Below are 23,552 nucleotides of genomic sequence, written 5' to 3'. Positions count from 1 at the left end.
GCCTGAAAGTGAAAATTGTGAAATGCAGGTCGGTACTTCCACCGCACCGGCCCCCACCCAACGAGGGCGGGGCCCTCTAAATACCGATCTCACTCATCAAGGCTCCCCCTTGATAGATGTACAATATTTTACCAGCGATTTTTCCTGATTCGATCATAGATTCGATCACTGTCAGAGATTTTGCGGCGTAGATGGGCTCGAAATAGATTCCGGTTATTTTATAAAGTTCGAATGTTTTCTCTTCCCAAAATTTCGCCTGGGAACCGAAGTGAAAAGATTTTTCGCACACTTCCCTAGGCTCCACCAGCCGGTCAAAATCAATGCTCCGATTGCTCAAACCAAGTACAGGAAGTCTTTCTCTAATCCAGTGAATGGTCCAAGTCTTGGGCAAGCCCAAGCAGATTCCATAGAGATGAGAAATCTTATTTTCCAGGCCGCTCAACCAGGTCAGACCTGAGCCCACATCTAAGTAAATAAAATCCCAATCAGAAGGATTGATCTCACTCCAGAGAGTTTCTAATCCTTGGAGAGCCTTTGGAGTGAAAAAAAATTCGGGGATTACATAAGTTCCGTCTTTAAAAGAAGCATGTATCATCGCTTCCTTCCAGTCAGTTCTGGTAGGATAACAAGTCACTGTTCCAAATCGATTCGATAGAATGGAAGCAGCAGTACGCAATTGCAAATTGCGATTGTAACCGACTACATGGAATGGGATCCCAAGCCATCTGAAAAATAAGGCACCGGCAAGAATCGCATTGGTATGAATGTTTCCCTGTAATAACACGCTACGAACATTTTCGATTCCTGGTAAGAGACCGAAATAAATTCCAGCTAATTTTCGGATCTTAGTTCCTTGGGAAAAAAAGATCCGATCTTCCCGTTTGATATAGATCCCGGACTTCCCCACACTCAGGATCTTTTGGACGGGAGTAGGAGTTTGGGGGAGAATCCGAAGGAGTGGATTCTCCATAAGAATCAATCCCCGGTTTTAAGTACAGCTAGGAAGGCTTCTTGTGGAATTTCTACGTTTCCGATCTGTTTCATTCTTTTCTTACCTTCCTTTTGTTTTTCCAAAAGTTTCTTTTTACGAGTGATATCTCCACCGTAACACTTAGCGGTTACGTTTTTGCGCAGGGCAGAGATACTCTCACGGGCAAGAATTTTACCACCGACAGCAGCCTGTAATGGAATCATAAATTGGTGTCTAGGGATCAAATCTTTCAATTTTTCTATGATTTCGCGTCCTCTTTGTTCGGCTTTGCTTCGGTGAACGATCATAGAAAGCGCGTCCACTGGTTCTCCATTGACCAGAATGTCCATTTTTACGAGCTGCGAAACTTTATAACCGGAAGGTTCGTAATCGAGGGAAGCGTAGCCCCTAGTCAAGGATTTCAGTTTATCGTAAAATTCAAATATTAATTCCGCCAAAGGAAGTTCGTAAGTAAGCTGGACCTTATCCTGAGTCAAATACACTGTATCCAACTGAATCCCGCGTTTGTCCATTGCCAAAGTCATAATATTACCAACGTATTCGTTCGGCGTGATAATGCTGGCTTTCACATAAGGTTCTTCCGTGGTTTCAATCAAAACCGGATCCGGAAACTTGGAAGGATTATCAATTTCGAATGTTTCGCCTTTCTTAGTATTGATAATATATTTTACCGAAGGCGCTGTAGTAATTAGATCGAGATTGAATTCTCTTTCAAGTCTCTCTTGGACGATTTCCATGTGTAAGAGCCCAAGATAACCCACGCGGAATCCAAAACCCAAAGCAGCAGAACTTTCTTTTTCATAAACAAGGGCGGCATCGTTTAACTTTAGTTTTTCGATCGCGTCAACTAGTTCGTCGAATTGCTCTCCATTGATTGGGAACAGTCCAGCAAATACCATCGGCTTTGCGTCCTTGTAACCCGGGACCGGTTCAGTCGTCGGATTGGACTGCAATGTCATCGTGTCTCCGGTCCGAGCATCGGCGACTTTTTTGATTCCGGCGATCACATAGCCTACCTCTCCGGCAGAAAGAGATTCTTTCGGAATCAATCCGATTCTATTGATTCCGACTTCATTCACGATAAAATCTTTCTGATTGCTCATGAGCAAAATTCGATCGCCTTTTCGAACGACACCGTCGAACACTCGGATCTTGGTGATCACTCCCATGTATGCGTCAAAATAAGAATCATAGATTAGAGCTTTTAGAGGTGCTTTCGGATTTCCTTTGGGGGGAGGAATCTGCTTAGTAATCTCCTCGAGTACAGCTTGCACATTCAATCCGGTCTTTGCCGAAATCGCAACTGCCTTATCCGAATCCAAACCTAAGCTGTCTTCGATTTGCAACTTAGTCTTGTCTACGTCTGCTGCAGGAAGATCGATCTTGTTCATCACCGGAATAATATCCAGGTCCTGCTCCATCGCCATATATAGGTTCGCTAGAGTCTGAGCCTCTACGCCTTGGCTCGCATCCACTATGAGAAGAACACCTTCGCATGCTTTAAGAGATCTAGATACTTCGTAGGAAAAATCCACGTGTCCCGGTGTATCGATCAAATTCATCGTATAAGTATGGCCGTCACTCGCTTGGTAATCGAAGGTAGCGTTATTCGCTTTGATAGTAATCCCGCGTTCACGTTCGATATCCATAGAATCCAGGATCTGGTCTTTTTTTGTGCGATCGTCGGTAACCCGACCAATTTCGAGAAGGCGGTCCGCTAAAGTGGATTTCCCATGATCAATATGGGCGATAATAGAGAAATTTCGAATGTATTGCTGCTGGTCGGACATACCTAGAAACAAAATTTGCGGAGAAAGTCTCCAGGGAAAGCCTTTTATCTCAGGATAAATCGCGCAAAAACCCCTTTAAGGGCTCGGATTTTGGTAAGGAGGAAAATCGGCCCGGAAAAAATTCTCCGGGCCGTCGCTCTAAGTTTTGATAACTGTTAAGCGAATCTATGTTTCTTGATCGGAACTTTAGATGATCGCACCATTCGGCTTAAGCGAACAAGTAAACAAAGCCGTTGCATTCGGAGTGAGTACCATCAATCCTATTGTTTTGATATTGCTGATACATTTGTCCACGTCCGTTTTTTTGTAGTATTTGTCCGGTTCTACCTTTGCCGCTTCAGCGGTGTACAAACTGGAAATAAAGAAATTAGGTTGTCCGGTTGTCGCAGCAAAATAGAGAATATCGGTTTGCAAAGCTGCATCATTAATTTTCTGAGCTGCTTCGGTTCCTTTCATGCTTCCGCTCACTCCAGCAGCATCAAACGCTGCGCAGTTAGCCACACTTGCTCCTAGAACAAAAAAGAAAATGGTCAATATTTTTTTCACAATCTACCTACCCTTTGGTTGCTTACACAACTTATCCAAAGGAAAAAAATAAAGGACAAGAACGAGGAAACTTTTTAATGAATTTGGAGGCCCTTCTCTATAAATTCGAAGGTCTACTTCGAGTCTTCGCAAGAGTGCGAAGGAGAAGCAAGTTCTGGGAAACTACTTTGCTCTGATCAATATGGGCGATAGTAGAGAAATTTCGAATGTATTGCTGCGGATCGGACATACCTATAAACAAAATTTGCGGAGAAAGTTCGGGGAAAGCCTTTTATCTCAGGATAAATCGCGCAAAAACCCCTTTAAGGGCTATAAATTTTGGTAAGAAGGAGAATCGGCCCGGAAAAAATTCTCCGAGCCTTCGCTCTAAGTTTTGAAGATTGTTAAGCGAATCTATTTTTCCTGATCCGAACTTTAGATGACCAAACCATTCGGTTTAAGCGAACAAGTAAACAAGGCTGTCTGAAACGGGGTGAGTGGAACTCCTAACAGCACAATCACTTTGACATTGATCGTTTTGATATTTTCGATACATTCATCAACATCAGCTTTCTTATAATATTTGTCGGGCTCTATTTTCGCAGCTTCCGCAGTAAATAGACTGGAAATAAAAAAATCCGATTGCCCCATTACGGCAAAACTTATAATATCTGTTTTCAGTGCTGCATCATTAATTCTCTGAGCTGCTTCGGTTCCCTTGATACTTCCGCTTAATCCAGTGACATCTAGAGCAACACAATTGCTCAGACTTGCTCCCATAACAAAAAAGAAAATGCTTAGTAATTTTTTCACAAATACCTGACCCGTTGATTTCTTATAGTATTTATCCAAAACAAAGAAATAAGAGACAAGCGGAAAGAACCTTTTAAAAGATTTGGATGACCTTTCTCAAGAAATTATAAAGTCTTCCTCGAGTCTATGAAAGAATGCGAATGAGGAGCAAGTTCTCGCAAACTGTTCTGCTTCCAAATTAAATCGATACAATTTCAGAATTAAATTTTTTCATGTACTGCTGATTGCATACAAACTGAGCAATGTCTATCTGTTTGTGGTGGTCGAATAGATACGTAGTCATCTTTCCTACGTAGCGTCCGTTATACTCTTCTTCTACAAATCGCAACCAAGAAGATATATCAATCATTTCGTGGCAAAGGAACTCGAAATCGATTCCGGAAGTTTGGTCAAAGAATTTTTCCCTAGGATTATAGATCTTTTCTTCATCCAAGAGTATAACATTCTCCAAAGTAAATGGATAGTCTTTCAAACCACCTGCCAAGCCGATCTGATAGAATTGCTCAGCTTCCATTTTAGTTCGAAATGCAGTGGTTCTTGCATCCGCAAAATAAGAGAATCTTTCGGGCGAAAATTCACAGACTAATCTGGACCTTCCCACTGTACTTCCTGGATAATTTACCTGATGATCGATGACTAGATTTTCTGCTTCCAGTTCGCTCTGAGGAGGTTCCAAAATACAATAACCCTTTTCCCAAACGATTCCTAACGGGTTCAGAACTCCAATCTTGCTCCTATGCTTTAGAGATTTAATATTATCCTTCATTCCATCTAAATAAACTTTGTCACAATAATCGAATGTGGGAAAACTAGATTCTTCTAACTCGAACTCTGCGTACATCCCGAAGGCCAACATCCATGCTAAAGGATGCTCTATTATCTTCACTTTTCCTAACTGAATATTATGATTTCCTTTTTCACAAAGCTCAGCTTTCAAGGGAAACTTGCTTCCGTTCAGCGAAAATTGAGAGCGGGGTTCGGAGCAAGGCAGTACTTTAATTCTAGAATTTTTATTTTCGAAGGTTGCCTTACCTTCCACAGTGAAGGAATTTTGCAGAGTGTAGGACAAGCCTCTGTCAAACTGATTCGCATCAGATCGAAAACTTTCAGGTAAGGATAAATGCTTCGGATTTCTATCCGAAACCAATTCTGCTAGTTCAGAAGTCTTTGTTATGATTCGCATATCTATAAGCTCCAAAATGGTTCGTTTAGGGAATTCTTCCCTACACTACGAAAATGTTTCCCGCTTGATTTATTTGGCTTCCGACGAAAGCTTTTCAAGCAAACCCTTATAAAAATACAATATAGGAAACCTTCATGTCTAATTCTTCAAAAATTTCCGAGATTTTCGCTAGGGAGATTATGGATTCTCGGGGAAATCCTACAGTAGAAGTCGATGTTCGATTCGAGGACGGCTCTTTCGGTAGAGCGGCTGTCCCTTCCGGAGCTTCCACTGGGGAATACGAAGCAGTCGAGCTAAGAGACGGAGACTCCTCCAGATACGGTGGAAAAGGAGTACTAAAAGCAGTCGATCATGTGAATGTAAAAATCAAGGAATTATTGATAGGAGAAGATGGCTTAGACCAAAACCGAATTGACTCCTTGATGTTGGAAAAGGACGGCACAAAAAACAAAGCAAAGTTAGGCGCCAATGCAATCCTGGGAACCTCTCTTGCAGTCGCCAAGGCTGGAGCTTCTCACTGCAGATTACCACTTTACAGATATATAGGTGGTAACTTTGCAAAAGAACTTCCGGTTCCGATGATGAACATTCTAAACGGCGGAGCACACGCTGATAATAACGTAGACTTTCAAGAATTTATGATCTTACCTGTAGGAGCTCCTAATTTCAAGGAAGCTCTCAGGACTGGGGCAGAAATCTTCCACAGCTTAAAATCGGTACTCAAGTCCAAGAAACTAAATACTGCTGTCGGAGATGAGGGAGGATTCGCACCGGATCTCTCCAGTAACGTAGAAGGACTAGAGGTCATCCTACAAGCAATAGAAAAAGCGGGTTATAAGCCAGGAAAAGACGTATTACTGGGGTTAGACGCTGCCTCTTCCGAATTCTATGATAAATCCAAAAAGAAATATGTACTTGGCGGAGAGGGAAATAAGGAGTTCAGTAGCTCGGAATTAGTAGAATACTATTCAAATCTGGCTTCTAAATATCCGATCATAACTATTGAAGACGGTCTGGACGAAAACGACTGGGAAGGCTGGAAGATTCTGAGCGAAAAGTTGGGCAAAAAAGTGCAGCTAGTTGGGGATGATTTGTTCGTGACCAATATAGAGAAACTTTCCAAAGGAATTTCTTCCGGAGTAGGAAATTCTATCTTGATTAAAGTAAATCAAATCGGTAGTCTTTCCGAGACCTTGGCATCGATCGAAATGGCGAAGAAAGCGAAATACACAAATGTAGTGAGCCACCGTTCTGGAGAAACAGAGGACGTAACTATTTCGCATATTGCTGTAGGAACAAATTCTGGCCAGATTAAGACAGGTTCTTTGTCCAGAACGGACAGAATCGCTAAGTACAACGAATTACTCAGAATCGAAGAAGAACTGGGCAGTTCAGCAATTTATAAAGGTAAGGATACCTTTTACAATTTATAAGAATATGGGAACAAGCCTCGCGAACAAACTGTTTTACCTACTCGTGTTTTTCGCGTCCTTGTTCTATTTTCTGATTCTAGGTGAGTCCGGGCTCGTGGTCCGGTCTCAAATGGAAAAAAGCCTTTCCGAACTCAGGCTGGATGTCGAAAGGCTCGAGTACGAAAACCGACAGTTGGAAGAAAGGCAAAAATTGCTCTTAGACGATAAGATCGCATTAGAGAGAGAAGCTAGAAAGTATTACCTTTTGTCGGAAAGCGCTCATATTATAAAGTTTAGAGAACCTGAACCAAGGTCGGAAATAAAACCTGTCTTGGCATCAAGACTAATCGCGCTGAAAGCCGGAAAGGATCTTCCGGTACCTCCTATCCAATTATTGCGCTTTTTTTATGTTTCCTTTGTTGCTTTCCTATTTATTGGAGTTTTCAGAAAATTGCGAAGGAAGAAACTGGAACTCTAGACTCGTCTAAGGGAGCCAGAATGTCTGAAATAGAAAAAATTACCGAAGTCTTCGAAGAACTTACCGGAAGCAAAATCTCTAAGAAATTCATCGACCACCGGAAAATTTTTCTCTGGGGTCCTGTAACTGACGAATCTGCCAGAGACATCGTCGGCAAACTTCTGTATTTAGAGATGGCCGATCCCGGTAAAGAAATTACTTTCTTTATCAACAGCCCAGGCGGAGTTGTAACTTCCGGGCTTACTATTTATGATACGATGAAGATGATCTCTTCGCCGGTAAATACAGTATGCATGGGCCTTGCGGCTTCCATGGGTTCAGTTTTACTAGCTGCCGGAGTAAAAGGAAAGAGATCCATTTGGCCAAACGGCAAAGTTATGATCCACCAACCTAGCATCGGCGGACAAATCGTCGCGCCAGCTACCGATCTAAAGATTCAAGCAGAAGAAATCTTAAAAACCAAAGCTCGATTAAACGAGATACTAGCCGAAGCCTGCGGTCATCCTGTATCAAAACTAGAAGAAGATACGGATCGGGACTACTACATGGACGCAGACGAGGCAATCAAATACGGGATCGTTGATTTTCTCGCGCAGAAAATAGACTTCCCAAAATAGATAAACTACTTATGACCCAGGCTCCCAAGTTAGACGAGGTAATTGCAAACTTTTTAGAAGGTGCAAGCCCGTCCGAAAAAGCGGACGACAATCTGATCGCGGAGCTCCTGCGGGAATTTATGCAGTTCCTCTTCGGAGAAAGCGGAGACGATGTTTCTCCGATCGAGGACATCAGCCTTTCCGAACTCGGTGCATTCGAATTGGATGAATTCTTAAACTTCTTCCTTCCCGACATGATGCCTGAGGATCCTCAGATCCAGAAAAAGGGAAAGACGTTCCTTTCAAAATTTAGAAAATTCTTAATTAAAAAATCTTTATTATCTAAAGAACAGCTCGAAGATTGGAAGGAATTCTTCCAAGAAAACAAAATCTAAAAAAGATACGTAATGCAAAAATGGAACGTCCGCAGTTTCGACCAAGAAAGTTCCTTTTCGGAAAACATCTTCAGACTATTTATAGCGCCTTCTTTCCTCCGGTCAATAAGCTAAGAAGCAAGTATTACTGTGAGGATATCCTTCTCACATTGAGCGATAGTTCCGGTGATACTCTTTGGCTGGAACACAACCCTCCACTATCCACCTATAGAAACGGAGAAAAGCCCTGGAATGGCTCGTATATCGTAATGATTCACGGAATGGAAGGCAGCTCCGAAAGCCATTATTTAGTTTCATTGGCGAGTTCCGCTTTAAAGAAAGGTTATGGAACGATTCGTGTCAATCTAAGAGGATGCGGAAGAGGAAAAGGTCTATCTAAGTTCACTTATTACGCAGGACAAACAGGCGATGTGCAGGATATTTTAGATTTTGTGTATGGATCTTTGAGTACCAAAATCTTTTTGTCCGGCTTTTCACTTTCGGCAAATCTAGTCCTAAAATACTTCGGAGAAAATCGGACTCACAAAGCTCTCGCTTTTTCAGCAGTGTCCCCTCCCCTGGACCTTTCCAAAAATTGTGAATATATAGATTCATTATCCGGAAGATTCTATAGAAATTATTTTTTGAGCAGCTTTAGAAAGAAGATTAAGGAAGGAGTACTGCAGCTTTCTCCTCAAATTCTTAAGGATTTAGAAAAGATTCGAACCTTCTTTGATTTTGATGATTTTGTAACTGCCCCCATGTTCGGCTACAGGAGTGCACTGGATTTCTATAGAGAAAATTCCAGCAAGGACTATATTCCCAAAATCAAACATCCCGGAATTTTGATCCACGCAGAAGATGATCCCGTAGTTCCGCCTTTGCAGTGGAAGGCAATTCCTTGGTCCAGACTTCCGAACTTGAGTGTATTGCTCACGAAGAAAGGAGGTCATGTAGGATTTTTGTCGGAACCTAGTCCCGAAGTTCCAGATGGCCGTTGGGTCACCAAAATTCTGCTGGATTATTTCGATTCCAAACTTTAGCCTGACCGAGAATCCTTTCGTGAAAGCAAAAACTTCTTCCTCTTCTAAACCTCGCAAACCTCTGCCAGCATCATTTTTCCTGATCGTCTCCTATGAAGATCAAGAAGTGTATTATAAATTGAAAGAGAAAAGCGAGAAGATCTTTTCGCAAGCTCTGTACGAATCCCAACCCATGCCTAAATGGGATCACAAGTTTTCGCATTTTTTGGAAAGTCCCTTAGGCAGACATACTCGTATTTTATCTTTTCGAAGAAGAATCCATAGAGAGGAGCTCCCCTCGATTCAAAAAGAATGCCTTAAATTTCAAGATGCATTACGAAAACAGGATGAAGCTTTGAATATTTTTCCGGGATACTTGACTCCTTATAACTTGGTCCTCGCGTCAGTGGAAGAGGATTTGCACAGAGTTTATTTATTTCATGGAGTCTTTGCCGAAGTGATCTATACGTTTGAAAAACAAAAATGGATCGTACAAAACTCAGCTCCCGAATTTTTCAACACTACCGAAGCACGATATTTTTTTACGAACTTGAGGGAAACCTATGTACAATCTTTGGAAAAGCGTTAGCTTTGTTCTACTCAGCATACTTTTCTTAAACTGCGAGCCGGGGCAGCTCGCGATCGACAAAGTGGAATTATGCGACTACTTTACCAGAGACGGAGTTTGCAGAGAAGCTACCGAAATCAATAAGAAGTATCAAATTGAAATTCCAAACCAGAAAAAACCACAAACCTGGGAAGACCTTTCCAACTATTTGTACTTTCATGCTAGAGAAACGCCCGGATTTATCTTAAGAACGAATCGGAAATTTACTCCCGAAGAAAAGAAGGAACTGAAAGAAAGCTATTTCGCAATGTACGATTTTGCAGGCGAAAGAGGAAAAATGGAAGGCCTTGAAATGGGAGAAGATTGGATCGGGTCCTTCAACTATTTGGGCACTATGATCAAGCAAAAACAGAAAAAGGAAAATAAGCTGAAATCTTTCCCTTATGAAACCAGTTTGTTTCCGGCGAACCTAGAGTTCTTCTGGTCATCCAAGCTATTTACTGGCTCGACCAAAACTAAAATCAACTTAACCTATCGGGTCTTGCCTCCGGAAAAGTAGGATGCGTTTTGTGCTTGCCCATACTTTTTAGTGAAAAGCCCCGCCCTTCCTGGGCGGGGGCCGGTGCGGTGGAAGTACCGACCTCCTTGTTACAAAATCACTTTTTTTGCAAGTGCTTTTCTTTTCGGCCCTCTTGTAGGAGCTCCTACAACTTTTTGATTCCGCGAATCCTCAGACTTCTCAAAGGAACAGATCTGTTGGATTTAAAAAAATCTGACTCAGCTTCAGATCCAAAACGAAATATGCAAGCATTCCTAAAACCAAAGCAGAAACCACCGGAATCAACAAGTTGTCATCGATCAGACCGTTCCAGTACGTGCCACTGTATAGTTCCGTCAGCGCAGCCACAATGACCGCAGGCAAAAGCAGAACAATGTTTTGCACTATATTACCGGCTGCTAAATGATAAATTCCTAATAGATCCGGGTTCGATTGAAACAGATACAAGAACCAAAGACCAACGAAAGTAGTGGAAAGTATGAAAGCGATGATTCCTTCCTTGGACTTGCCGTTCGAGAATCGGTTCTTTCCGAAATGCACCCCTACCCACGCGGCCATCGGATCTCCGATTACTAGAAAGAGCATGGAAAGGATCGTGATATCCGCAGGAAAAAAAACGACTACGAAAGTACAGGACAGAAAGTAAGGAAATGTTCCGTTGATTCTGGTCTTTTCCTCTTCTTTTAACAAAAAGCCAGCTAACTTTACAAATACGGATTGTACAACAGGTATCTGGAACCTCGCAAATTCCAAGATTACAAGTAAGAAAAGGCAAACGACTAGGACTAGCGTGACAATCGCCCAGGTCGCATTCTTTAAACCGAAGGCGCCGTGAAACACATCTAGATAATAGCAGATTGGTATCGCAAGTCCCAGCAAATGCCATGCTTTACGAAAATAGTTAAAAGATACGGTGCGAGAAGGAATACCGATGGTGTCCAAGATTTTCTACCTAATCAACGTTTTGAAGCAATTTTTAAAGCAGCTTCTTCATCGGGCGCAATCAAAAAGAACCCGTTTAATCCCGCCATCTTGAAGACGTTTACAACTGCTTTCGATATATTCACAAGTACTAGCTTGTTTTTATTTGAGAAACTGGCCTGACTTACTTCCTTTAAGGCCTGCACACCGGTGGAGGAAATCAAGTGTACATCCTCCAGGTCCATGATGACAGGTCCTCTACGAACCGCAACAGTCAGTACGTCGCGGAATTTTTTCTCCGTAAAGGAGTTGATAGATCCCTGCAACTTCAGAACTTGAACGTTGTCTATCTTCTCCGTGGAGATGAGAATCTCGTTCAGGATCATAGCTACTCGATTCGCCAGGGTACTGGATTTTCCCAAAAGATACAAATGGTTTTTCTTTTATTCTCCTCTGCATTTGTTTTTTTCAAAACCTACGGGTTTCCATTCTCCGGGTCCATCCTGCTCGGACTTTCTCTGGCACTTACTAAGTTCCATTCCTCTAAACCAGCAAGGCCACGGATCATTTTTCTCGGATTTCCCTTGCTCTTATTGTTGGTCTCTCTTTGGGACGGTTCTTCCCCGGAAGATATCCTAGATTTAGTTTGTATTACTTTGGCTGGGATGCAGGCCGGGAACGGAACAATAGGATTGCGTACTAGATCAGCTTCCGTGAAGGACGGCCTGCTTATTTTTCTATTACTTTTTTCAATGATATTGTCATATTCCAGAAAGGAGCTGTCCACATTCTTAAGCCCCGCGCTTTTTTTGCTGTTTCCAAAATACAGCAAGCGTCAAATTACTGTTCCGGTCTTAATCATATTTCTATTAATCGTCGGGATTTTCCTAGGGGCCACCGAATCGGAACACCCTTCGGAGCCTAGCCTAATCAAATCATTCCTGTTATTCTCGGGGGTATGCCTTGCACTTTTTTCCAAGAGCTTAGGAGATGATAAAAAAAGGGTCGGTGAAAAGATGCTCTTCCTTGCCTGCTTTCTACTGGTTTCTCTCGGAAGTCCAGGCCAGGAATTCACCGGGTATTCACTCGGACTCTTTTTTTCGTACTTGCAAGAAGAACAGGAAGGCCTAGAATCCGAAACGGAAAGGAACACTTGAAAATGGTTTCCCCTTTAAAGATCAAAATCGCCCATTTGCTCCGAAAAACCGAAGAGATAGAGAGAGACTTAAATGAACTGGGAAAGATCAGAGATAGGATCGCTTCAGACAGAGACTATTCAGAATCTCTAAGGGATTCCATCGATGAGGAAATGAAAAAGCTATCTTCTCAAAGAGATCAAATGCTTGGATTAAAAACCAAAGAAACACCTTCGGATTGGGCGGTTCCTACAAAGCCATCTAGCTCTAGAGCTGCAGAAGGTCTGTACCAAGATAACGAAAAACGCTTGGCTCACCAAATATCCGTTGAAATCCAAGGAAAGAAACAACAACCTGCCAAGAAGACCGTGCATAAATACTAGCCGAGTCTTTCATTTACCACCTAAGAATTAGGGAACCAAAAACCAAGTATGATCAAAAGAATCTCCTCTACCCTCCCATTCCTTCTAGCTTTCATCCTCCTAGACTGTAAGATGAATTCAGATGTTCTCGCTTCGTTTAAAGGCGGAACGGTTACCAGAAAAGAGCTACGTCTTCACTATGAATACAGCCTCAAAGGTCGTAAACCGGACGAGAATACTGCATCGGTCGCGAATCAATCCAAGATTCTAGAAGAACTTAGCTTATTAAAAATCGCAGAAAAGTACAACCAAGACCAAAACTTGGTCTCCGAAAAAGAATTGGGGGATTATCTCAAGTTCTCCGAGCCACAGTTCGCATTTTCTCTGCTTCGAAAAAAATTCGAGGACGAGTCGGTTGCAAAAGGGAAGGCTCGCATGGCTTTCTTAAGAATTCTTTTTGTACCTAGATCTGCGCAAGACCAGAATCCAAGTGGAAAAGCACAGGAGCTATTCCAAAAGCTACAGAATATTTCTTCTAAAAAAGAGACCGCAGCATTTATCTCCGAAAACACCGCAGAGAGACAAAGAAAGGCGGTCGGCGGAATCCTAGAACCTTATTGCATCAATTGCGGAAATGATCCTTTCTCTGCGATGTTTAGAGAAGCTGCACTTACCCCAAACCAGTGGGTGTTAAAAGAAGAGAATGGTAACTTCTTCCTATTACGCGCAGAAAGAGTGGAAGACATCTATATCACTCGCTTGGATAAACTCTTCCGAAACGAATTCTCTAAGATGAAGGATTTGGCTCAGAGTTATGTAAAAAGGGACATTCCGGAAGAAGCAAAAAAAGACGCACAGTTTTATTCGGAGCTAAACATAGAAGAGAAGGCAGTCCAAAACGCAGAACATTATAAAAATCTGTATATGGCAGAATCCTGGAGAAAAAGAATCGAAGAAGTAATGCAAGGCTCCGGCTGGGAACCAGCACAAATCACAAGAGAGAGTGTGGATAAGATCGTTCCGGATACCACTCTCTTAAAGGACAAGAACTCTGGCCAAGAAATTAAATACAAAGATGTTCTGTCCATGTACAAAGAGTTCAGCGCGATTACCGGTGGAGAAGCGAATCCTAAAGAGGAGAAAATCTCCGTCCTAAATTTCTATTCCTCTAGGTTCTTACCGATGAAAGTCGGAGAACGTTCTGAAGAAATCAAAGAGATTCGTAATTCGGAAGAATTCACCCAGCTATTTCCGATCCAAAGACGCTTTCTATCTCTTCCTGTTCTAATGAAACGGGTCTTTCCTCCAAAAATTGAAGTTTCCGAAAAAGAAGTGAGAGATACCTACGAAGCTGGAAAGATGTTCGCTTATTCCAAACCTTCTCCTACGAACCCCCAGCAAGGAATTCCGTTGCCTTACGGAGAAGTGGCTCCTAGGATTCGCCAAGAGCTCATGGACCGGAAAAAACAGGGATACGCCCAAGAGTTTATTAATAAACTAAAAACGGACTACCAACTGACTGTTGCTACAGAGCAGCTAACGGCAGGTAGGCTCTAATACTTATATAAAAAGTCTTCTAAATTAGATTTTAGACACCCGTCTACCGCTTGTTAGCCTAGTATAAGAAGGAAGCAAGCGGATCCAATTTTCTAAGAATCAGACACTTGTGGACCGAGGAGTATTTTTTCCGAGGTTCACTTGCCCTTTTTATTCCCTTAGTATAAGCTTTAGTAAAAAAATTGTATCCTTTTGTTTTCAATGGGACTTAATGGAAATTTATTCTTGAGCCTAGAGGGCCTCATCCTAAAAAGGTACAAAAAGAGGGGAAAAAGAATGAACAACCACATTTACATGCTCCGCAAAAAAAGAGGAATTAAGCAATACGATATGGCCAGAGCTCTGGGTGTATCCCCAAGTTACCTGTCCAAAATCGAAACCGGAAGCCAAGCTCCAACAGAAAAGTTCAAGCAGGCTTGCAGCAAATATCTGAAAACCACGATAGAGAAGCTATTTAACGAAAAAGCTGTGGAAGATGTTTACCCTGAATTCAGCCAGGGACTGACCAACAAACTCTGGGCAAAACGCAGAGAGTTGGGAATCAAACAATACGACATGGCCAAAAAACTGAAAGTTTCTACACCATTTCTATCCAAAGTAGAACTAGGACTTTTGGAACCACCTGAAGATTTCAAGGCAATGGCCTCCAAAGTTCTAAAAATGAAAAAAGAGGAATTGTTTCTACAGAAAGTAGAATACTAAGATATCGGGCCGGTTTTTTAACCGAGCCCTAAGTGGTTCGTTTTTCTTTTTTCCAGAATAATTTGTGAATTGAAAACCCTGGCTTGCTTATGCAATCAGCCAGGGCTTTTTATTTTATTGGATTTGTACAGAATCTAAATTCTGATCAGCCTTTCTTTACCAGGATCTTGCCTCCGGAATAGTCCACTACCACAGATTCTCCTTCCTGGAACTCTCCTTTTAGGATAAATGAGCTGAGCGCATTTCCGATTTCTCTTTGGATGACTCGTTTCAAAGGTCTAGCTCCGTATTCAGGATCGAAACCTGCTTTGACCACATGGTTCTTGACCGCCTGAGTATATTTCACCGCAATACCATTCTCTCTCGCTTTTTTGGATAGGTGTTGCAGCTGTATCTCCGCGATCTTAGAAAGCATCCCTTCGTCGATCGATCTGTAAAAGATGATCTCGTCTAAACGATTCAAGAATTCAGGCTTGAAGTGGGCCTTTAACCTTTGGGTCACCAACCTCTCCTTTTCTTCACCAGAGTATTGCGTACCTCCGAGGATGTCCGATCCGATATTGGAAGTAAGGATGATCACAGTGTTCTTAAAGTCCACGTGTCTTCCTTTTCCATCTGTCAATCGTCCTTCATCCAGGATCTGTAGGAATACGTTGAATACTTCCTGATTTGCCTTTTCTACCTCGTCAAAGAGGACCACTGAGTATGGTCTCCTTCGTACTGCCTCCGTTAGTTGGCCACCTTCATCGTAACCAACATAACCCGGAGGAGCTCCGATTAGTCTAGAGACAGAATGTCCTTCCATATATTCGCTCATGTCGATCCGTAGCATTGCATTCGGGTCATCGAACAGAAACTCAGAGAGAGCTTTTGCTGTCTCAGTTTTACCGACTCCTGTAGGTCCTAGGAACAGAAAGGTTCCAATCGGGCGATTTGCATCCGCGATTCCAGCTCTCGATCTTCGGATCGCATCAGAGAGGAGCTCGATCGCGTGGTCCTGACCGATCACTTTGGATTTTAGGTATTCTTCCATTTTCAGGAGCTTTGCCTTTTCTCCCTGGAGCATTTTGGATACAGGAATTCCGGTCCATCTAGACACTATGTTCGCGATATCTTCCTCGTCGACTTCCTCTTTCAGAAGCCTGCTGTCTCCGGAAAGTTTCTTTAGTTCCTCGTTTGCTTTATCCAGCTGTTTGGAAAGATCTACAAGTTTTCCATATCGTATCTCCGCAACTCGATTGATTTCTCCCAACCTCTCAGCTTCTTGCTCCAGATTTTTGTATTTATCAATCTCTTCTTTGATTTCCTTGATCTTAGAAATTTTGGATTTTTCTAGATCCCACCTCGCCTTCAAGGATCTAAATCTTTCTTCCTGCTCCGAAAGCTCTTTTCCGATCGATTCAGTCCTTTGTTTAGAAGCTGGATCTGTTTCCCTTTTTAGGGCTTCCCTTTCGATTTTTAAGGACTGAATTTTCTTACTCAATCGATCCAGTTCCTCCGGCATGGAATCCATCTCGATTCTCATTTTGGAACTAGCCTCGTCGATCAGATCCACTGCCTTATCCGGAAGGAATCGATCTGCGATATAACGATTCGAGAGGGTCGCCGCAGCTACAATAGCAGAATCTAATATTCTGATTCCGTGATGTATTTCATAACGATCTTTTAATCCTCTCAGGATGGTAATCGTCTCTTCTATACTCGGTTCCTTTACATACACCGGTTGGAACCTTCTTTCGAGTGCAGCGTCCTTTTCAATATGCTTTTGGTATTCTTTTAGAGTAGTCGCACCGATACACCGCAACTCTCCGCGAGCCAGCATAGGCTTGAGCATGTTAGAAGCATCCATCGCTCCTTCTGTGGCACCTGCACCTACGAGAGTATGAATCTCGTCTATGAAGAGAATGATATTTCCTTCGCTGTGTTTTACTTCGTCTAGAGTGGCCTTGAGCCTTTCTTCAAACTCTCCTCTGTACTTGGCTCCGGCAATCATCGCACCCAAATCGAGGGCATAAATTGTTTTGTTCTGAATCCCTTCCGGGACTTCCCCTTGTATGATCTTATTCGCGAGACCTTCTACGATCGCGGTCTTACCGACTCCGGGCTCACCGATGAGTACAGGATTATTCTTGGTCCTGCGAGTAAGAACCTGAATGGTCCTTCGGATTTCCTCGTCTCTCCCGATTACAGGGTCCAGTTTTCCGTTTTTTGCCAACTCGTTTAGGTTCTTAGCAAATTTTTTCAAAGCATCTGTTTTGCTTTCGGGAGAATCGTCCATGATAGGCTTTCCTTTTCTCAGGTCTAGTATGACCTTTAGTAACTTTGCATAATCTAACCCCAGTTTGGCGAATTCGTTTCGCAAATTAGAGTTACTGTTTTTTAAGAATCCGAGCAAAACATGGTCGGTAGAAAGATATTCATCCTTCAGCTCAGTTTTGATTCGATCGGAATTTTGTAATAGCTGTAGTGCTTCCCTAGAAAAGTTTCGATCTGCATCTCCGTGAACCTTGGGAATCGTGTCGAGCTGAGTTCTTATCTTGCTTCTAAATGCCTCTAGAGACAATCCTAGTTTCGAAAAGAGCGTGGGGGCCAGTCCGTCGGATTGGTGCAAGATTTCCCAGAGGATATGTTCCTCCTTCACCTCCGGGTGACCGCTCTTCTCTGCATTTTTTTGAGCTTCGCCCAGTGCCTCGTTCAGTTTAATCGTGATTTTATCTAGCTTCATGAGTCTTCGTCTCTGGATTCGGTTGAATTCTTTGGGAGTTCCTAGGGAATTCTTTTCCTTTTAGTTTAACTCTTAGACATTGGCCATTGTATTTTTGGCGAATTTTTATGCCAGAAAGTCAGAGACTTTTTCTCTTACTTTATGTCCCTATTTTTCCAGATCTTCTCCTGAATTCCCTTTGACAAACGGAATTGCTCCAATGCGATTATGTTTCCGACCCCTCCGGCAGGGCTGTTTGCCGAACTTTACAAACGGAAAGCACCCATGTCTCATCCACCTCACAAGGAAAGTTGGAAATCTCGCACAGGTCTGATTTTGACCGTTGCTTCTGGGGCTATTGGATTAGGGAATTTTTTGAGATTCCCGGGCCAGGCAGTACAGAACGGAGGAGGAGCTTTTCTTCTCCCTTATATCGTAAGTTTTATTTTGGTGGGAATTCCTGTCTGTATCACTGAATGGATCATGGGAAGGATGGGTGGAGAACACCATCACAGTTTTCCCAATCTATTTCGTTCTTATCTATCCGGCATCCCACTTCGCTTAACAGGAGCAATCGGAGTCACCATCCCGTTGCTGATTTATGTATATTATGTTTTTGTGGAAGCCTGGTGCCTTGCCTATGCTTTTGATTTTTTAACAGGTCAGATTCATTTTGCAGATGTAAACGGAACTCAGGAAAAAGTCATCCAACAGGCCGGAAATTATTTTGTGGAAATGGTAGGGGCAAAGGAGAACGGAGCAGCGATCGCCGGAAAAATCTTTTATGCTACACTCGCCTGTTTTTTTCTCAACTTTCTACTGGTGTACAGAGGGATTGCGAAAGGCCTAGAAGTATTCGCAAAGATTGCTGTCCCTTTGATGTTAGTTTGCTCCACGATAGTACTCGCAAAAGTTCTCACGCTAGACGGAATCGACAAGGGCCTTGGAAAAATGTGGAACCCGGATTGGAGTGCTCTCGGGCAAGCAAAGGTTTGGATTTCTGCGGCCGGTCAGATCTTCTTCACTCTTTCTGCGGGGTTCGGAATCGCCTTAGTATTTTCCAGTTACTTAAAGAAGGACAACGATGTAGTTCTCTCTTCGCTCTCGGCGGCATCTTTGAACGAATTCGTGGAAGTCGCATTCGGAGGAATGATCACAATTCCGGTGGCTTTTCTATTCTTAGGAGCGACGGTTACTACTTTTGGTACGTTCGGAATGGGATTCATCGCTTTGCCGGCAGTGTTTGCGCTTATGCCTGGAGGAATGTTCTTCGGCGGACTTTGGTTCTTTGTTCTATTTTTGGCGGCGCTTACTTCTTCCGTGACAATGCTTCAACCTGTGATCGTATTTCTGGAAGAAGCGTTTCACCTAAAAAGAAGAACTTCTAGCTTTATTCTTTTCTTAGTTACGTTTTCTTTATCTTTTCCGATTATCTATTTCAACAAGGACTTCAACGCATTAGACCAGGCGGACTTTTGGGTCGGAACCGTACTCATCTACATTTTAGCGACTTTGCAGATCCTGATTTTTGGCTGGGTGATCGGCGCCAAAAAAGGAATGGAAGAAGGCAACAGAGGATCCCATCTCCAAATGCCAAAGTTCTTTTGGTTCGTAATCCAGTACATCACTCCCGCATTTTTACTGATCGTGCTCGGAGTATTTCTATACCAAAATATGGAATCTTATATCAATAAGATGAGCGTAGACTGGATGATCGCGAACGCTCCTCCGAATACGGATCCAGAGTCTGCGAGAACTCAGGCACTCGTTTCTAAATTCATCTTTATTAGCATTCTAGCGGTTTTCGGAATCATATACTTTTTGGTGCATATTAGTTTGAGGAAAAAGCCCGACACCATCTCAGAAAAGGCCAGAACCAAAAGCAGGCTGCTTATGTTGGTGATTGCGGGCTTTGCATGCCTTATCTTTGGGATGTATAAATATTTTCCCTATAAGAAAGCGATTCCTGATCGATTCCTAGACCTGCTTCCTGTACAATCGATTCAGCCCCAAGGAATACTGATCATGGTAGGATCACTCGGACTGGTTACTCTGCTTTCCATCTACTGCGTTTATAAGCTTTTTATCACTAGGAACGAATGAGCGTAGAATCGGAAAAGACCAAGGAAATTTTCGAAAAGCTACCGGAGATTTGGCCGGACTTTACCACAAGAACCGGGCAGATAGAAATGGCCGCGTCCGTGGAACAGTGCTTTCACGAATCCAAACATCTGATCGTAGAAGCTGGTACCGGTGTCGGTAAGTCCCTCGCCTATTTGATCCCGGCCGCAATCTACTCTCTGGAAACCGGAAAGACAGTCCTAGTCACAACAGAAACCAAGGCACTACAAGACCAATTGATACGAAAAGATATACCATTGGTCTCTAAAGTCATCGGAAAAGAAATACGAGCAGAAGTTGCGATGGGAGCCTCCAACTATGTTTGTAAACGAAAGTTGGGAAACGTACTGACTACCGGAACCTTCGGCCCGGAAATGATGGATCATCTTTCAAACTTCAAAGACTGGGTAAAAGAATCGAAGAGCGGAAGAAAGCAGGAATTTAACGGATATGCTTCTCCGGATTTTTGGCAAAAAGTCACCCGGGAGGCGGATTCTTGTCTTGGCAGAAACTGTCCGAACTATTCCCATTCTTTCTATTTTTTGGAAAGAGCAAAGTGGCAAAAGGCAAATATATTAATCGCAAACCATCATTTACTCGCGGCACATATCGCTTCTGACTTCAATATTCTTCCTGAATTTCCTTACTTGATCATAGACGAGGCACACAACTTTCCCGAAACTCTGGGATCCGCATTCAAAATCGAATTGTCCTCCTTGGAAATACAAAAGCTTTTATTAACAATCTGGAATCCTCAGAAAAAAACCGGACTCGGACAAAAACTATCATCTCCCAAAATCATCGATTTGGCCGGAGTTGCAGGAGAAAAACTGACTGTTTGCTTTAACCGGATCGCCGGAGAGATCCCTTTAAATTTTTATGGCTCTCAAAGAATTAAAAAGCCTTTGAAAATGGATGGTGGAGATTTCGAATCCTCCATCGACACACTTCAGGACGCATTTCAAACCGAATTAAAAAAATATAATAAAGAAAGCGAAGAATTAGAAGAGAAAGAAATCGCTTTAGAAATCGAGATGCTATCTTCCAGAATCGCAAAGATCAGCGAAGGGTTTCATTTGTTTCGAACTATGGATTCCGGAGAAAGAGTATATTGGGCGGACCCTCCTAATCGGATGACTAAAGAACTGTTTCCCAGGTTGCTTACCCAGCCTTTGCATTCAGAAGAAATATTAAGAGAAGTACTGGAGCCCAGGACGGACAGCATCGTTTTTACGTCGGCTACGCTGTCGTCAGGAAAGGGAGATCTAAAATACTTCCAGGAAAGAATCGGAAAATTACCTACCAAATCCAAAATTGTTCCTTCGCCTTTTCCGTATGAAAAGAACTCCTTGCTATTCTTACCCAAAGACGTAAGAGATGCCTCGGAAAATGCGGAGGGAAACGCCGCCGATCTTTCAGAGTACATCTTGAAGTTGATCGAATTGACCAAGGGCGGGACCTTCGTTCTATTTACTTCGAACCGATCGTTAAACGAAGTCTTGGATTTGGTCAGACCTCGCTCTAACTTTCCGATCCATTCCCAATTGGAATTAGGACCGGAATCCGCAAAGGCTTCTTTCCTCTCCGAAAAAAACTCGGTGCTTTTTGGAGTATCCACGTTTTGGCAAGGAGTGGATATTCGTGGAGACCAGCTTAGGTCCGTAATTCTTACAAAGATTCCATTTCAACCTCCGAACGATCCTGTTTTAGAAGCTAGAAGCGAAAAGTTGCGGGAGAAAGGCGGGAACCCCTTCAAAGACTTGCAGCTACCTTACGCTATGACAATTCTAAAGCAAGGATTCGGAAGACTGATTCGTTCCGAAAAAGATACCGGAATCGTGAGTATTTTAGATTCCAGAATTTGGACCAAGTCCTACGGAAAGGATCTGATTTCCTGTCTTCCTCCTGCAAAACGAGCGAGTTCTTGGGAAGAATTGAAGGAGTTTTATTCAAATCTGCCGAAATTTGAAATAGAGAACTCCCATGCAAAAGAACCTGTTTCTTAAATTTCTCGAATACAAAAGCTTGCTCCCTACTTTTAGGCGCTCTAGCAAGTATTCCTTTCCGCTCGCAATCCTAACTCTACTTTCGTTCGCTTCGGGCAGTTTTGCCTGGGAATCCAAAGATAAGACTGATACTATCACGGACTGGAAAAAGGGAGAAATCCGAAAAACGATAGATCACAGAATGCCCAAAGTAGTCTTCCATCCGGATGATCCTGATTATAACAAGGAAGATACCGCAAAGAATCTGAACGAGGCGAGAAGCCGAGCGAAGGAAAGAGCAAGAGAGGAATTGCATAGGTATCTAGTTAGAGGATTGGAAAATCTATTTCTAAATTCTAATATACTTTTGAGAGATAAGGTCAGCGAAGACGAAATCTTTCGCGAAATCTTTCAAGAAATCTATGACAAGGACCCGGTTAAAATCGAGTATAAGTTTTCTCACAACCATCTTTCTTCTTTAGGAAAAATTGAGTTCAAGGGAAAGCGCGGAATCCTTACGCATATTCAGCTTCCTTACGGATCCGAAAAATTTCCGGAATTCCATCCTGCCTTAGAACCTTCGGATGCATATACGAGTCTCATCGTAGACGCGAGGCATTTGAACGTGACTGCGGCATTATTTCCGGAAATCAAAAATGAAGAAGGTGTGAGTATCTACTCCCCTTTCTTTGTAAAAAAATCTGCGGTTGTAATCGGAGGATATGTTCGTTATCTATCCACTCCCAAAGAAGCGATGTCCTGGGAAAATGCCGGCGATAAACCTTTCTTTACGACGGCTCTTACATCCACAGGAAAATATCCGGTAGATTTGGTGATCTCGAGTGAAGATGGAGAAAGGCTTTTGGCTTCTCCAAAAACCAGAGAAGCCTTGAGATCCGGAAAAGTTATTATTCTTTTAAAGCAATAAGTTCTAAGAAAACTTTTTCCGCTTTCTCGAAAGATTCTGAAAACAGATATCCGAATCCTAGATTTAGGAGTTCCTTCTCGGAAAGTTTATTTCTTCTTTTTTCATAAGAAGGAATGCTTTGAATGACATCCTTGTACTCTTCCGTCTTTTCTTCGAAACTGGGAATTTCTCCGGCTCCGGGTAGTTTTTCCAGAATATCTTTTGCTTCCTCAAATCTTCCGATATGTACTAAGCAAATTCCGAGAGTCGCGAGTGTATTTCTATCTTCCGTAAAGATCTTTAAGTTTTCCTTAAATACGGAAACTGCACCTTCGAAGTTTCTGACATGAAAATTACAGTAAAACTCTAGCCTTGCAAATTGAGAATCCGCGAATAATGCTTTATATCTGGATATCAAATCCAAGGCAGACTGGTAAGCATATGCTTCTTCGCAGGTCAAAATGCCGACTTTTAAGATGGAATAAGAAATCGGTACGGAAGAAGCTCTAAAATACTCGTGAAATAACTTTGCGGCTTCCTTATGCTTTCCTTGGATTTTGTGCAGGTAAGCAGAAACCAAAGGAGTTAGAATCGTCCTTTCTTTCAGTAAATAGTCATGATGCTTGGAAACAGATCCGATTTCGAGTTCCGCCAAGCATCTCAGGTGATTGATAAAAACGTTATTCGGATAGGCTTCTGAAACGCGGATAACTTCTTTGTATTCCTCCGTTTCAAACAACTCCCATGTAGATTCCTCAACGGATGGCTGCGTGGATAATGCAACACTTTTGGCCATACGACACCTCTATTTAGGATATCGGCGGATCTTGTTATTTTGAGATTGAT

At 42.5% G+C, this 23,552-nt stretch carries 23 protein-coding genes; 14 read left to right on the top strand and 9 right to left on the bottom strand.

The window, feature by feature from the left end; all coding sequences use genetic code 11:
- Nucleotides 1-76 precede the first annotated feature (76 nt).
- From CH373_RS05880 to CH373_RS05860, 5 genes are all read right to left on the bottom strand, one after another.
- On the bottom strand, nt 77-970 hold the full coding sequence (locus tag CH373_RS05880) for a 1-aminocyclopropane-1-carboxylate deaminase (protein ID WP_100715178.1): 894 nt from the start codon (nt 968-970) through the stop codon (nt 77-79).
- Nucleotides 971-975: 5 nt separating this feature from the next.
- The gene (gene lepA, locus CH373_RS05875) at nt 976-2,781 is read right to left on the bottom strand and encodes a translation elongation factor 4 (protein ID WP_100715179.1); all 1,806 of its coding nucleotides are present in this window, start codon (nt 2,779-2,781) and stop codon (nt 976-978) included.
- 186 nt (nt 2,782-2,967) lie between these two features.
- Entirely contained in the window at nt 2,968-3,327 is a 360-nt protein-coding gene (locus CH373_RS05870) for a TIGR04452 family lipoprotein (protein ID WP_279305857.1), read from the bottom strand.
- A gap of 414 nt (nt 3,328-3,741) precedes the next feature.
- Nucleotides 3,742-4,119, bottom strand: coding sequence for a TIGR04452 family lipoprotein (locus tag CH373_RS05865; RefSeq protein ID WP_100715183.1), 378 nt, complete (start codon nt 4,117-4,119; stop codon nt 3,742-3,744).
- A gap of 178 nt (nt 4,120-4,297) precedes the next feature.
- Nucleotides 4,298-5,302: a UDP-3-O-acyl-N-acetylglucosamine deacetylase gene (locus tag CH373_RS05860; RefSeq protein ID WP_100715185.1), complete on the bottom strand. Its 1,005-nt coding sequence runs from the start codon at nt 5,300-5,302 to the stop codon at nt 4,298-4,300.
- Nucleotides 5,303-5,436: 134 nt separating this feature from the next.
- On the opposite strand from CH373_RS05860, the gene eno reads away from it, so the two are divergent.
- The 7 genes from eno to lcpA are packed head-to-tail and all read left to right on the top strand — an operon-like array spanning nt 5,437 to nt 10,311.
- Entirely contained in the window at nt 5,437-6,735 is a 1,299-nt protein-coding gene (gene eno / locus CH373_RS05855; RefSeq protein ID WP_100715186.1) for a phosphopyruvate hydratase, read from the top strand.
- Between the two features lie 4 nt (nt 6,736-6,739).
- Complete coding sequence (locus tag CH373_RS05850) at nt 6,740-7,192, top strand: FtsB family cell division protein (RefSeq protein WP_100715187.1); 453 nt, start codon at nt 6,740-6,742, stop codon at nt 7,190-7,192.
- 20 nt (nt 7,193-7,212) lie between these two features.
- Nucleotides 7,213-7,809, top strand: coding sequence for a ClpP family protease (locus tag CH373_RS05845; protein ID WP_100715189.1), 597 nt, complete (start codon nt 7,213-7,215; stop codon nt 7,807-7,809).
- An 11-nt stretch (nt 7,810-7,820) separates the two neighbouring features.
- Nucleotides 7,821-8,183, top strand: coding sequence for a hypothetical protein (locus CH373_RS05840; RefSeq protein WP_100715190.1), 363 nt, complete (start codon nt 7,821-7,823; stop codon nt 8,181-8,183).
- 20 nt (nt 8,184-8,203) lie between these two features.
- Nucleotides 8,204-9,205, top strand: coding sequence for a YheT family hydrolase (locus CH373_RS05835; RefSeq protein WP_100734076.1), 1,002 nt, complete (start codon nt 8,204-8,206; stop codon nt 9,203-9,205).
- A 19-nt stretch (nt 9,206-9,224) separates the two neighbouring features.
- The gene (locus CH373_RS05830; protein WP_243393278.1) at nt 9,225-9,773 is read left to right on the top strand and encodes a DUF4416 family protein; all 549 of its coding nucleotides are present in this window, start codon (nt 9,225-9,227) and stop codon (nt 9,771-9,773) included.
- Nucleotides 9,748-10,311 carry a complement regulator-acquiring protein LcpA gene (lcpA, locus tag CH373_RS05825; RefSeq protein ID WP_100715193.1) on the top strand — a complete coding sequence of 188 codons (564 nt, stop codon included), beginning with the start codon at nt 9,748-9,750 and terminating at the stop codon, nt 10,309-10,311. The genes CH373_RS05830 and lcpA overlap by 26 nt, the downstream gene beginning before the upstream one ends.
- Before the next feature lie 180 nt (nt 10,312-10,491).
- On the opposite strand, the gene CH373_RS05820 is transcribed toward lcpA, so the two are convergent.
- The gene (locus CH373_RS05820; protein ID WP_243393285.1) at nt 10,492-11,244 is read right to left on the bottom strand and encodes a diacylglycerol/polyprenol kinase family protein; all 753 of its coding nucleotides are present in this window, start codon (nt 11,242-11,244) and stop codon (nt 10,492-10,494) included.
- A 23-nt stretch (nt 11,245-11,267) separates the two neighbouring features.
- A complete protein-coding gene (locus CH373_RS05815; protein WP_100715205.1) occupies nt 11,268-11,618 on the bottom strand; it encodes an STAS domain-containing protein in 351 nt (116 codons plus the stop codon).
- A gap of 45 nt (nt 11,619-11,663) precedes the next feature.
- Here CH373_RS05815 and CH373_RS05810 point away from each other — a divergent pair, with 45 nt between their 5' ends.
- The 4 genes from CH373_RS05810 (at nt 11,664) to CH373_RS05795 (ending at nt 14,989) form a co-directional block, all read left to right on the top strand.
- The gene (locus tag CH373_RS05810) at nt 11,664-12,389 is read left to right on the top strand and encodes a hypothetical protein (RefSeq protein WP_100715194.1); all 726 of its coding nucleotides are present in this window, start codon (nt 11,664-11,666) and stop codon (nt 12,387-12,389) included.
- 2 nt (nt 12,390-12,391) lie between these two features.
- Nucleotides 12,392-12,751 (top strand): hypothetical protein, encoded by a 360-nt coding sequence (locus CH373_RS05805; RefSeq protein WP_100715196.1) that lies wholly within the window; start codon nt 12,392-12,394, stop codon nt 12,749-12,751.
- Between the two features lie 48 nt (nt 12,752-12,799).
- The gene (locus tag CH373_RS05800; RefSeq protein WP_100715197.1) at nt 12,800-14,287 is read left to right on the top strand and encodes an LIC12015 family putative lipoprotein; all 1,488 of its coding nucleotides are present in this window, start codon (nt 12,800-12,802) and stop codon (nt 14,285-14,287) included.
- A 294-nt stretch (nt 14,288-14,581) separates the two neighbouring features.
- Nucleotides 14,582-14,989: a helix-turn-helix domain-containing protein gene (locus CH373_RS05795; protein ID WP_100715206.1), complete on the top strand. Its 408-nt coding sequence runs from the start codon at nt 14,582-14,584 to the stop codon at nt 14,987-14,989.
- A gap of 145 nt (nt 14,990-15,134) precedes the next feature.
- On the opposite strand, the gene clpB is transcribed toward CH373_RS05795, so the two are convergent.
- On the bottom strand, nt 15,135-17,714 hold the full coding sequence (gene clpB, locus CH373_RS05790) for an ATP-dependent chaperone ClpB (RefSeq protein ID WP_100715198.1): 2,580 nt from the start codon (nt 17,712-17,714) through the stop codon (nt 15,135-15,137).
- 264 nt (nt 17,715-17,978) lie between these two features.
- Between clpB and CH373_RS05785 the strand changes: the two genes are divergently transcribed.
- From CH373_RS05785 to CH373_RS05775, 3 genes are read left to right on the top strand one after another with little or no spacing between them, the layout of a single operon-like run.
- On the top strand, nt 17,979-19,796 hold the full coding sequence (locus CH373_RS05785; protein ID WP_100715207.1) for a sodium-dependent transporter: 1,818 nt from the start codon (nt 17,979-17,981) through the stop codon (nt 19,794-19,796).
- The gene (locus CH373_RS05780) at nt 19,793-21,820 is read left to right on the top strand and encodes an ATP-dependent DNA helicase (protein ID WP_100734075.1); all 2,028 of its coding nucleotides are present in this window, start codon (nt 19,793-19,795) and stop codon (nt 21,818-21,820) included. Before CH373_RS05785 ends, CH373_RS05780 begins: the two co-directional genes overlap by 4 nt.
- On the top strand, nt 21,798-22,727 hold the full coding sequence (locus CH373_RS05775) for a hypothetical protein (protein ID WP_243393277.1): 930 nt from the start codon (nt 21,798-21,800) through the stop codon (nt 22,725-22,727). The genes CH373_RS05780 and CH373_RS05775 overlap by 23 nt, the downstream gene beginning before the upstream one ends.
- On the opposite strand, the gene CH373_RS05770 is transcribed toward CH373_RS05775, so the two are convergent.
- Nucleotides 22,708-23,502: a tetratricopeptide repeat protein gene (locus tag CH373_RS05770; protein ID WP_100713141.1), complete on the bottom strand. Its 795-nt coding sequence runs from the start codon at nt 23,500-23,502 to the stop codon at nt 22,708-22,710. The genes CH373_RS05775 and CH373_RS05770 overlap by 20 nt on opposite strands.
- Between the last annotated feature and the right edge of the window lie 50 nt (nt 23,503-23,552).

Origin of the sequence: Leptospira perolatii, from assembly GCF_002811875.1 — a bacterium.
In the GTDB taxonomy this organism is placed as follows: Bacteria; Spirochaetota; Leptospiria; order Leptospirales; family Leptospiraceae; genus Leptospira_B; species Leptospira_B perolatii.
The sequence above is the reverse complement of the archived record's forward strand: the minus strand, read 5'-3'. Positions and strand labels throughout refer to the sequence as shown.

Excerpts from the sequence above, each read along its gene's own strand:
- CH373_RS05835 (WP_100734076.1), top strand. The coding sequence starts at position 8,204 with ATGGAACGTCCGCAGTTTCGACCAAGAAAGTTCCTTTTCGGAAAACAT.
- CH373_RS05795 (WP_100715206.1), top strand. The coding sequence starts at position 14,582 with ATGCTCCGCAAAAAAAGAGGAATTAAGCAATACGATATGGCCAGAGCT.
- lcpA (WP_100715193.1), top strand. The coding sequence starts at position 9,748 with ATGTACAATCTTTGGAAAAGCGTTAGCTTTGTTCTACTCAGCATACTT.
- CH373_RS05850 (WP_100715187.1), top strand. The coding sequence starts at position 6,740 with ATGGGAACAAGCCTCGCGAACAAACTGTTTTACCTACTCGTGTTTTTC.
- CH373_RS05785 (WP_100715207.1), top strand. The coding sequence starts at position 17,979 with ATGTCTCATCCACCTCACAAGGAAAGTTGGAAATCTCGCACAGGTCTG.
- CH373_RS05810 (WP_100715194.1), top strand. The coding sequence starts at position 11,664 with ATGGTTTTTCTTTTATTCTCCTCTGCATTTGTTTTTTTCAAAACCTAC.
- clpB (WP_100715198.1), bottom strand. The coding sequence starts at position 17,714 with ATGAAGCTAGATAAAATCACGATTAAACTGAACGAGGCACTGGGCGAA.
- CH373_RS05860 (WP_100715185.1), bottom strand. The coding sequence starts at position 5,302 with ATGCGAATCATAACAAAGACTTCTGAACTAGCAGAATTGGTTTCGGAT.
- CH373_RS05880 (WP_100715178.1), bottom strand. The coding sequence starts at position 970 with ATGGAGAATCCACTCCTTCGGATTCTCCCCCAAACTCCTACTCCCGTC.
- CH373_RS05815 (WP_100715205.1), bottom strand. The coding sequence starts at position 11,618 with ATGATCCTGAACGAGATTCTCATCTCCACGGAGAAGATAGACAACGTT.
- lepA (WP_100715179.1), bottom strand. The coding sequence starts at position 2,781 with ATGTCCGACCAGCAGCAATACATTCGAAATTTCTCTATTATCGCCCAT.
- CH373_RS05840 (WP_100715190.1), top strand. The coding sequence starts at position 7,821 with ATGACCCAGGCTCCCAAGTTAGACGAGGTAATTGCAAACTTTTTAGAA.
- eno (WP_100715186.1), top strand. The coding sequence starts at position 5,437 with ATGTCTAATTCTTCAAAAATTTCCGAGATTTTCGCTAGGGAGATTATG.
- CH373_RS05845 (WP_100715189.1), top strand. The coding sequence starts at position 7,213 with ATGTCTGAAATAGAAAAAATTACCGAAGTCTTCGAAGAACTTACCGGA.
- CH373_RS05805 (WP_100715196.1), top strand. The coding sequence starts at position 12,392 with ATGGTTTCCCCTTTAAAGATCAAAATCGCCCATTTGCTCCGAAAAACC.
- CH373_RS05780 (WP_100734075.1), top strand. The coding sequence starts at position 19,793 with ATGAGCGTAGAATCGGAAAAGACCAAGGAAATTTTCGAAAAGCTACCG.
- CH373_RS05770 (WP_100713141.1), bottom strand. The coding sequence starts at position 23,502 with ATGGCCAAAAGTGTTGCATTATCCACGCAGCCATCCGTTGAGGAATCT.
- CH373_RS05775 (WP_243393277.1), top strand. The coding sequence starts at position 21,798 with ATGCAAAAGAACCTGTTTCTTAAATTTCTCGAATACAAAAGCTTGCTC.
- CH373_RS05800 (WP_100715197.1), top strand. The coding sequence starts at position 12,800 with ATGATCAAAAGAATCTCCTCTACCCTCCCATTCCTTCTAGCTTTCATC.